A 9,241-nucleotide genomic window follows, 5' to 3' on the forward strand; every position below is an offset into this window, starting at 1 on the left:
AGAAAAATCGGGGATTCAAAATGAAAACGCTCCTGGTCCCGCTTCAGAATGTTCCGATGATGACATCCACGCTCGCTGTGGCCTTAGACCTCGCGCGACGTTCCGGCGCCTATATCGAAGGTTTCCCACTCCGGTACGGCATCCCTCAATATGCGGCCGCCGAATTGGCGACCGGCATTCTCCTGGACTCGTATCAAGAGAAGAGCGAAGCCGAACTGAACGACATGCGCAACTTTTTCGAAGCATTCATGCAAAAGCATGATGTTCCTCGAGCCGCCGCAGGGTCGAAGCCGCCATGCTTCGGCTGGCTGGAGAACGCGCCTGAGGGTGAAGACTTTGTCGGAAGTTATGGGCGCGCTTTCGATCTGATCGTGATGGCGCGGTCTGACGTTGATGCAGCCGGCCCGCACCGCCGCGCGATCGAGTCCGCGCTGTTTGAGAGCGGCAGGCCCGTTCTATTGGCGCCGGTCAATGCACGAAGAAGCGTCGCAACAAACATCATGATCCACTGGAACGGGAGTACGGAGCAAGCGCGAGCAAACGCATTTGCCATGCCCTTGCTTCGTCTGGCCGAAAGGGTATCGATCCTGACCGTGATCGGCGGCCAGGCGGTGCCAGGACCGTCTGCCGGTCAGATCGCTCGGCAACTCCAATACAATGGCATTGCGGCTAGCTCGATCAGCGTTGAGCTGGACGGGCGCGAAACTGGTGAGGCGGTCCTCGATGCCGCCAGGGCTCAAGGTTGCGATCTATTGATCAAAGGAGCCTTTACCCGCACGCGGCTGCGGCAGATGATATTCGGCGGGGCGACCAGCTATATCATGGAGCACGCGGATTTGCCCGTTCTGATGGCTCACTAGCGAAGAAGAGGCATGGTTTTCTCGTCGCTGGCAACGCGGCGGTGCACCACGGAGCTTTGGATAACCAACGTTTGGAAGCTCCTCGAACGGTCCGGGACAAGCTTTCTGACGCCCGCTTGTTCACATCGGACGCCTGGACGACCCACCCAACTTCAGCGTGACATGGCTCGCCCGCAGCGAAGTCGCCTCAGTGTTGCATGTCGATCACATACAACCGCCTCGGAAATCGATAAACTCAGCCCAATTGCATGACCATGAGATTCGTTGGGGGACTCTGATGAAGAAATTGCTGCTTTCCGTCGCAGCATTCGGGCTGGTCTGCACGGGCGCCAACGCAGCCGATCTTGCGGCGCGTCCCTATACCAAGGCGCCGCAACGATGGTTGCTGCCGTCTACGATTGGAGCGGCTTCTACATCGGCGTCAATGGCGGCGGAGGCTCAAGCCGCAAGTGCTGGGATCTGATCTCTCCTGGACTTGGCATCGTCGTTCCGGAAGGGTGCCACGATGCCACGGGTGGCACCGCCGGCGGGCAGATCGGATATCGCTGGCAGTCTGCCAGCTGGGTGTTCGGCGTCGAAGGCCAGGGCAACTGGGCGGACTTCACGGGCGATAGCGTCAGCACGGTGCTTTTCCCGCCCACCGGTCTTCGCAACCGTTCCCACATCGAAGCGTTTGGCCTGATCACCGGGCAGGTCGGCTACGCCTGGAATAACGTGCTGCTGTACGTGAAGGGCGGTGGCGCGGCAGTGGCCGACAAGTACCGCACCAACGACGTCGTCACCGGCCTTGAATTCGACCGAGCCAGCGAAACACGTTGGGGCGGCGTCATCGGTGCCGGCCTCGAATTCGGGCTGGCCCCGAACTGGTCACTGGGTATCGAGTACGATCACATCTTCCTCGGCCATCGCGACATCGCGTTCGCCGGTGCAGGCGGTTTTGGCGGCGTGGCCGCCGGGGCCTTCACGCGCAGCGAGCGTATCGGCCAGGATGTCGACATCGGGCTCGTGCGATTGAACTATCGCTGGGGCGGTCCCGTCATCGCCAAATACTGAGGCGGGACACGGCCGGTGATGCCGTTGCGCTGGGCGCAGCGCCGGCAGACCGATTCGACAACGCCGTAACCCATTGATCCGACTGACCCCCCCTACTGTGCATGGGGTTGTTTTCGAGATTTCGACGGAGCGGGAGCAGGACGCCCCAGTCCGTCTACGCTCTTCGAGCTACGCCGGACACGCTTCGCCATCATTGGGCCTGGCTGCGCCACGCGAAGCCTTTTGGCGAAGCGTGGTGGGCGCACAAGGGATCGAACCTTGGACCTCTCCCGTGTGAAGGGAACGCTCTCCCGCTGAGCTATGCGCCCGGGACCATCATGCAGGCGGCCGGACTCGTCGGCCGGCCGGCACATCGGAGCCCGCGATTTAGAAGTGCGGGCGGAAGGTGTCAAGTTTTCAAGGCGGCGCGGGGGCGGAAAACCTTCGGCAGCTCGCAGGGAAGCCGGATTTCGGCCGTTACGCGCCCTGCTGGCGGGCGCGGGAGGCGTGGGCCTGCAGCGCGCGGATGCGCTCGGCCAGCGTTCCGCCGCCTTCGGGCAGGCGGGGCGCCGGAGCGCCGTTGCTTGCGGCGTCGTTGGCCGGGCGCGGCGCCGGCTTCGGCGGCTGGCCGGCTTCGGCCGCGAGCAGCGCCTCGATCGGCGAGTTCGGGCCTTCGAGCTGCATCGCGAGTTTTGCTACTTCCGCCGCGATGTCGTTGATGCGCTCGCGCAGCAGCGCGTTCTCCATGCGCTCGGTCGCCCAGGAACTCTCCGCCTGCTGCTGGATCGCGTTGAGGTCGCGCTGAAGCTTGGCGCGCTCGTCGCGCGCCGTGCGCAGCTGCTCCTCCAGCGCGGCCTTTTCCGCGCGCAGCTGCTCCATCGCAGCCGACGACTTGCCGCCGCTGAGGCCCGCGATCTCGACGCGCAGCTCCTTGATGGTGCGCTCGTTGGCCTCGTTGGCTTGGCGCAGCTGGTTGTTCTCGTAATCGCGCTCGGCGAGCAGCTTGCCCTGCGTGGCGAGGCGTCCCTCGAGATCGGCGACGCGGCCCGACAGCATCTCGGCCTCCTTGATCTGCACGATGAGCTGGCGATCGAGCTCGGTGACGCGCTGGCTCAGATTCTCGACGCGGCCGCGCGCCTCGCCGAGCTCGCGCGAGGCGGTCTCGGATTCGGTGCGCTCCTGTGCGAGGCGCGCTTGCGTGGCGGCAAATTCCTTCTCGGCATCGCCGACGCGGTGCTTCAATTCCTCGATCTGCGCGCGCACGGCGACCAGCTCGACCTGGCGGCTCTCCGCCATCATCGAGCGGTCGGACAGTTCGGAGTTGATCTTGGCGAGCTCGGCCTGCTTGTCGGCCAGCGCAATCTCGGCGGCGTGCAGCGCCTCGGTCTTGGCGTTGAACTCCTCCTCGGTGGCGCGGAGCTGCTCCTTCATCGCCTTCTCGCGCGCTTCCAGCGCGAAGATCGTGGCGTTCTTCTCGCCCAGTTCGATCTTCATGCGGTTGATGGCGTCGCTCTTCTTGCCGAGCTCGGCGAGCTGGCTCGTGGTCTTGTTCTTGAGCTGCTCGACACTCATCTCGAGCCGCCGCGCCGACATGGCGAACTCGGCGCGGAGCTGGTCCTTGTCGGCCTGGATCTCGGCCATCGACAGCGGGGTGGCGGCCTCGAGCCGGCGCGTGGTCAGGCGCACCGCGCGGTTATGCACCAGCGGCACGATCGCGAGCCAGCACAGCATCGAGAGCAGGAAACCGATCGCCAGGTACATGATCGGTTCGACCATGGGCCAGAACTCCCAAGCTTAAGGAAAAATTCACCAACGACAATGCCATGGCGGGCCGGCAAAAAGCCAGCCCCGCCCTGTCGTTAACCTTGATCGGTGGGCAGTGGGGAGGGCGCGCGCCTAGAACGGGTTCCAGGTCGCCCGCGGGGTGTACTTGAGATAGCCGATATTGGCGCCCAGGCGCAGCCCAATCCCGGAGCGGATCGGCACCAGCACGATGTTGTTGGCGGTGAGCGCCGTCATGCCGAAGCCGCCGATGATGTAGGCCGAGCCGTCGATGCCGGCGAAGCGCTGGTAGATCGCGTTGGTGGCGGGCAGGTTGTAGACCAGCGTCATGGTGCGGGCGCCGTCGCCGCCCCAGTCGAAGCCGAGCGAGGGGCCCTGCCAATAGACGCGCAGGTCGCCGGCATTTTTGGTGTAGAGCGTGCCCTCGCCGTAGCGCAGGCCGGCGACGAAGGCCCCGGAGCCCTCCTCACCCAGGATGTAGCCGTTCGGCAGGCCCCATTGGCTGACCGCCTTCTCGATGATCGAGGCGAGCCCGCGCGAGACGTTGCCGAAGAAGCGATGGCCGGCGGTGACGAGCTCGTCCGGCCCATAGGTATTGGGCGTGGGGCTCCGCTGCGGCGGCGGCAGGTCAGGCGGGGGCGCCTGCTGGGCGGAGGCCGGCACGATCCAGCCGATCATCCCGGCAAGCGCGAGCGCAGCAAGGCGTGATGCGAAAGTCATAAAAGAACCCCTGGTATCGAATCCAATCGCTTCCTTAACCTGACGCCAACAGGCACGGCTCTAGGTTGCGCCGGATGTCCCCTCGACTCGGATGTTATCCGCAGCAACTATGACGGCACAACGGCAGGAAGATAGCCCTTTGCGCCCCGGAATTGCCTTGATCGCCCGCCGCCTCTGCCTGCTGGCGGGCATTTGGATCTCCGGTGCCGGCGGGCCGGCAGGGGCCGCCACCACGGAGCGGATCGTCGTCAACCGCTTCACCGGCGTCGCCATCGAGGGCTTCGACCCCGTCGCCTATTTCGTCACCGGCGCGGCCGCGCAGGGCACGGCCGAGTTCGAGGCGAACCTCTGGGGGGCGGTCTGGCGTTTCCGGAACGAGGGCAACCGCGCCTCCTTCCTTGCCCACCCCGAGATCTACGGACCGCAATTCGGCGGCTACGATCCGGTCGATATCGCCCGCGGCGTCATTGTCGCCGCCAATCCGCATTTCTTCGCGATCGTGGCGCAGCGGCTCTATTTGTTCAGCCGCGAAGACAATCGCGACGCCTTCGTCGCCGATCCCGAGCGCTTCCTCTATGAGGTGGGCAAGCGCTGGCCGGCCCTGCAGGAGACGCTCGGGCAGTAACGAGCCCGGTCAGTAGCAGCCTACCGCCTGCGGGTCGCCCCAGGCGATGAACTCCGGGATGATGAAGCCGGTGTCGCTGCGCTGGCTGAATCGGAGCTCGCCGCCCTTGCCGTCGGTCACCTTGCCGCCGGCTGCGGTCACGACCGCGCAGCCGGCCCCGACGTCCCATTCCGAGGTCGGCCCGAAACGCGGATAGATGTCGGCGCTGCCTTCCGCGATCCGGCCGAATTTCACGGCCGAGCCGCACGTTATCCTGACGGCATTGGGCCGGCTCGCGATGAACGCCTCGCTTCTGGCATCGCCGTGCGATCGGCTCACCGCGGCGATCCAGGGCTCCCCCCGCGTCGGCAGCTTGCGGGTGCGGATCGGCTCGGCGGCTGTGATCGTCGCGCCGTTGAACCTCACGCGCTCGGCGCCGTGGCCGACGATGCCGCGCCAGAGCAGGCCGAGCGCGGGTGCGGAGACGATGCCGAGCAGCGGCACGCCGTCCGTCACCAATGCGAGGTTGACGGTGAACTCGTCGCGGCCGGCGACGAACTCCTTGGTGCCATCGAGCGGATCGATCAGGAAGAAGCTGCCCTGAAACGGCGGGGAGGCGAGCTGGGTCCGCTCCTCCGACAGCGTCGGAACGTCGCCCGCGAGCTGAGCAAGCCCGTCCGCGATGATGCGGTCGGCGGCAAGGTCAGCCTCGGTCACCGGCGAGCCATCCTGCTTGCCGTCGATCCGCATGGCAGCGCGGTTGACGGCCAGGATCGCCTCGCCCGCCTTCACCACCAGCGCGGTCAGCGGCTCCATCCATCCGGATGCGGCCTGGGCGTCGATGATCCTCACCTGCATGCCTCATTCATCGGCAAGTCCGCCCTCTCGGTCGATTCGCCCGCAGCTCTTATGGCGGCCCCGAACCGATCGCAAGCTAGCTGGCGCGGGGTTGCGAATGTTAGAACCCGCAGCATCCGTCAAGCATGCGTGATTCGCGGCGTCCAGCGCCGTGCAATTCCAGGAACCCTCCAGGACCCCATTATATGTCTGACGCTTCGTCGCCCGCGACCACTACTGCTCCCGATATGCTCGAACTCGCCGCGCTGTTGTGCTCGCGGGTCTGCCACGATCTCATCAGCCCCGTCGGCGCCATCGTCAACGGGCTCGAAGTGCTCGACGACGATCCCAAGCCGGAGGACCGCGAGTTCGCGCTCGACCTGATTCGCAAGAGCGCCAAGACCGCCTCCGCCCGGCTCCAGTTCTGCCGCCTTGCCTTCGGCGCGGCCGGCTCCTCCGGCGCGCAGATCGATCTCGGCGATGCCCAGACCATGGCGAAGGGCCACATCGAGGACGGCAAGTGCTCGATCACCTGGAATCTGCCGCGGCTGCTGCTGCCGAAGAACCGCGTCAAGCTGCTGCTCAACATGCTGGTCGTCGCCCAGCACACGATCCCGCGCGGCGGCATGCTGACGGTCGATCCGGTCGGCGAGGGCGAGGCGATGAGCTTTCGCATCACCGCCACTGGACACAATGCGCGCCTGCCGCAGAACATCTCCGAGCTCCTGAGCGGCGAGCGCGGGCCGGCTGCGGATGCGCATGCGATCCAGCCTTATTATACGCGGCTGCTCGCGCAGGCCTGCGGGCTCACCGTGACGCTGAAGCCCGAAGGCGAAGCCATCATCGTTACCGCTTCGTAAACAGCGCGTCGCACTCGGCTCCTTAAGCGAATCTTGACGAGGCGCTTCGACTTGTCCGGAGCGCCTTATCTCTTTGTTGGTTCCGTTCTTTTGCACATACTCAACCAATATTAAACGCTTTGCGGTGAAGCTGGCCCCATTCCGAAATGGCGCATCACGCCTCGTGCGCGCCCTTCCTGTATGAAGGCCTGTTTTCATGGATGATCTGTTGCGGGAGTTTCTGACGGAGACCAGCGAGAGCCTGGACACCGTGGACAATCAATTGGTGAAGTTCGAGCAGGAGCCGAACAACGCCAAGATCCTGGATAACATCTTCCGCCTGGTCCACACCATCAAGGGCACCTGCGGCTTCCTCGGCCTGCCGCGGCTGGAAGCGCTGGCGCATGCCGGCGAGACCCTGATGGGCAAATTCCGCGACGGCATGCCTGTCACCGCCGAGGCGGTGACGGTGATCCTGTCCTCGATCGACCGCATCAAGGAGATTTTGGCAGGCCTGGAGGCGACCGAGGCCGAGCCGGAAGGCAATGACCGCGATCTCATCGACAAGCTGGAGGCGATGGTCGAGCAGGGCATGGCGGCCATGGCGGCCGCTCCCGTTGCCGATGCGCCGCCGCTGGCGCCGGAAGCCCCGGCGGCTGCGCCCGCCAAGGCGATGACCATGGGCACGCTGGTCGAGCAGACCCTGGAGCGCCCCTTGCGTCCGGGCGAGGTCTCGCTCGACGAGCTCGAGCGCGCCTTCCGCGAGACCGCGATCGAAGCCCCGGTGCCGGCGCCCGTGGCCAAGGCCGAGGTCAAGGCTGAGGTCAAGCCCGCGCCGGCTATTGAAGCCCCCGTTGCCAAGGAAACTGCGAAGGAAGCCGCAAAGGCGCCCAAGGAGAAGGCCGCGCCGAAGAAGTCGATGGCCGACGAGAGCGCGGGCGAGGGCGACCGCATCGCCAACCAGTCGATCCGCGTCAACGTGGATACGCTGGAGCACCTGATGACCATGGTCTCCGAGCTGGTCCTGACCCGCAACCAGCTCTTGGAGATCTCCCGCCGCAACGAGGACACCGAGTTCAAGGTGCCGTTGCAGCGCCTCTCCAACGTCACCGCCGAGCTGCAGGAAGGCGTCATGAAGACGCGCATGCAGCCGATCGGCAATGCCTGGCAGAAGCTGCCCCGCATCGTCCGCGACCTCTCAAGCGAACTCGGCAAGCAGATCGAGCTCGAGATGCACGGCGCCGACACCGAGCTCGACCGCCAGGTGCTCGATTTGATCAAGGACCCGCTCACCCACATGGTGCGCAACTCCGCCGATCATGGCCTCGAGACCCCCGCCGAGCGCCTCGCCAGCGGCAAGGGCGAGCAGGGCACCATTCGCCTGTCCGCCTATCACGAGGGCGGCCACATCATCATCTGCATCGCCGACAACGGAAGAGGCCTCAACACCGAGAAGATCAAGGCCAAGGCGCTCTCCTCCGGTCTCGTCACCGAGGCCGAGCTGGAGAAGATGAGCGAAGCCCAGATCCACAAGTTCATCTTCGCGCCGGGCTTCTCCACCGCGGCCGCCATCACCTCGGTGTCGGGCCGCGGCGTCGGCATGGACGTGGTCCGCACCAATATCGACCAGATCGGCGGCACCATCGACATCAAGAGCGTGGCCGGCGAGGGCTCGTCCGTCACCATCAAGATCCCGCTGACGCTCGCCATCGTCTCGGCCCTGATCGTCGAAGCCGCCGGCGACCGCTTTGCGATCCCGCAGCTCTCGGTGGTCGAGCTGGTGCGCGCCCGCGCCAACTCCGAGCACCGCATCGAGCGCATCAAGGACACCGCGGTGCTGCGCCTGCGCAACAAGCTGCTGCCGCTGATCCACCTCAAGAAGCTCTTGAAGATCGACGACGGCGCGGCCTCCGATCCCGAGAACGGCTTCATCGTGGTCACCCAGGTCGGCAGCCAGACCTTCGGCATCGTCGTCGACGGTGTGTTCCACACCGAAGAGATCGTGGTGAAGCCGATGTCGACCAAGCTGCGTCACATTGACATGTTCTCCGGCAACACCATTCTGGGCGATGGCGCGGTGATCATGATCATCGACCCCAACGGCATTGCCAAGGCGCTCGGCGCCGCCGGCTCGTCGGCCCACGACATGGGCGACGAAGCCGCCGGCCATCACATCGGAAGTGGCGAGCAGACCACCTCGCTGCTGGTGTTCCGCGCCGGCTCGTCGCAGCCCAAGGCGGTTCCGCTCGGCCTCGTCACCCGCCTGGAAGAGCTGCCGGCCGACAAGATCGAGTTCTCGAACGGCCGCTACATGGTGCAGTACCGCGAGCAGCTGATGCCGCTGGTCGCCATGGACGGCGTCACCATCGCCAGCCAGGGCGCCCAGCCGATCCTGGTGTTCGCCGACGACGGCCGCTCCATGGGCCTCGTCGTCGACGAGATCATCGACATCGTCGAGGAACGGCTCAACATCGAGGTCGGCGGCTCCTCCTCCGGCATTCTCGGCTCGGCCGTGATCAAGGGCCAGGCCACCGAGGTGATCGACGTCGGCCACTTCCTGCCGATGG

The 9,241-nt window shown here is 65.4% G+C and carries 7 protein-coding genes, 1 tRNA gene and 1 pseudogene; 5 read left to right on the plus strand and 4 right to left on the minus strand.

Annotated features, from left to right (window positions below):
- Positions 1-20: 20 nt before the first annotated feature.
- Together HZZ13_RS28995 and HZZ13_RS29000 are read left to right on the plus strand one after the other, a co-directional pair.
- Positions 21-860, plus strand: coding sequence for a universal stress protein (locus HZZ13_RS28995; RefSeq protein WP_197962933.1), 840 nt, complete (start codon positions 21-23; stop codon positions 858-860).
- A gap of 277 nt (positions 861-1,137) precedes the next feature.
- Positions 1,138-1,913 (plus strand): annotated as a pseudogene (locus HZZ13_RS29000) (outer membrane protein).
- Between the two features lie 233 nt (positions 1,914-2,146).
- On the opposite strand, the gene HZZ13_RS29005 reads toward HZZ13_RS29000, so the two are convergent.
- The 3 genes from HZZ13_RS29005 to HZZ13_RS29015 form a co-directional block, all read right to left on the minus strand.
- Positions 2,147-2,221: transfer RNA gene (locus HZZ13_RS29005), tRNA-Val, on the minus strand.
- 148 nt (positions 2,222-2,369) lie between these two features.
- The gene (locus HZZ13_RS29010; protein ID WP_197962934.1) at positions 2,370-3,668 is read right to left on the minus strand and encodes a coiled-coil domain-containing protein; all 1,299 of its coding nucleotides are present in this window, start codon (positions 3,666-3,668) and stop codon (positions 2,370-2,372) included.
- A gap of 120 nt (positions 3,669-3,788) precedes the next feature.
- Entirely contained in the window at positions 3,789-4,394 is a 606-nt protein-coding gene (locus HZZ13_RS29015) for a DUF1134 domain-containing protein (RefSeq protein ID WP_197962935.1), read from the minus strand.
- Between the two features lie 139 nt (positions 4,395-4,533).
- Here HZZ13_RS29015 and HZZ13_RS29020 point away from each other — a divergent pair, with 139 nt between their 5' ends.
- On the plus strand, positions 4,534-5,019 hold the full coding sequence (locus HZZ13_RS29020; RefSeq protein WP_197962936.1) for a YHS domain-containing (seleno)protein: 486 nt from the start codon (positions 4,534-4,536) through the stop codon (positions 5,017-5,019).
- 9 nt (positions 5,020-5,028) lie between these two features.
- Here HZZ13_RS29020 and HZZ13_RS29025 read toward each other — a convergent pair whose 3' ends face one another.
- A complete protein-coding gene (locus HZZ13_RS29025) occupies positions 5,029-5,856 on the minus strand; it encodes a 3'(2'),5'-bisphosphate nucleotidase CysQ family protein (RefSeq protein WP_197962937.1) in 828 nt (275 codons plus the stop codon).
- Between the two features lie 185 nt (positions 5,857-6,041).
- Here HZZ13_RS29025 and chpT point away from each other — a divergent pair, with 185 nt between their 5' ends.
- Both chpT and HZZ13_RS29035 read left to right on the plus strand, forming a co-directional pair.
- Positions 6,042-6,695 (plus strand): histidine phosphotransferase ChpT, encoded by a 654-nt coding sequence (gene chpT, locus HZZ13_RS29030; RefSeq protein WP_197962938.1) that lies wholly within the window; start codon positions 6,042-6,044, stop codon positions 6,693-6,695.
- Positions 6,696-6,891: 196 nt separating this feature from the next.
- The coding region (locus HZZ13_RS29035; protein WP_197962939.1) for a chemotaxis protein CheA at positions 6,892-9,241 on the plus strand (2,350 nt) is incomplete at its 3' end.

The organism is Bradyrhizobium agreste (assembly GCF_016031625.1).
Taxonomy (GTDB): Bacteria; Pseudomonadota; Alphaproteobacteria; order Rhizobiales; family Xanthobacteraceae; genus Bradyrhizobium; species Bradyrhizobium agreste.

Bases quoted from the DNA above. Each gene is read 5' to 3' on its own strand.
- HZZ13_RS29015 (WP_197962935.1), bottom strand. From the start codon at position 4,394: ATGACTTTCGCATCACGCCTTGCTGCGCTCGCGCTTGCCGGGATGATC.
- HZZ13_RS29025 (WP_197962937.1), bottom strand. From the start codon at position 5,856: ATGCAGGTGAGGATCATCGACGCCCAGGCCGCATCCGGATGGATGGAG.
- HZZ13_RS28995 (WP_197962933.1), top strand. From the start codon at position 21: ATGAAAACGCTCCTGGTCCCGCTTCAGAATGTTCCGATGATGACATCC.
- chpT (WP_197962938.1), top strand. From the start codon at position 6,042: ATGTCTGACGCTTCGTCGCCCGCGACCACTACTGCTCCCGATATGCTC.
- HZZ13_RS29010 (WP_197962934.1), bottom strand. From the start codon at position 3,668: ATGGTCGAACCGATCATGTACCTGGCGATCGGTTTCCTGCTCTCGATG.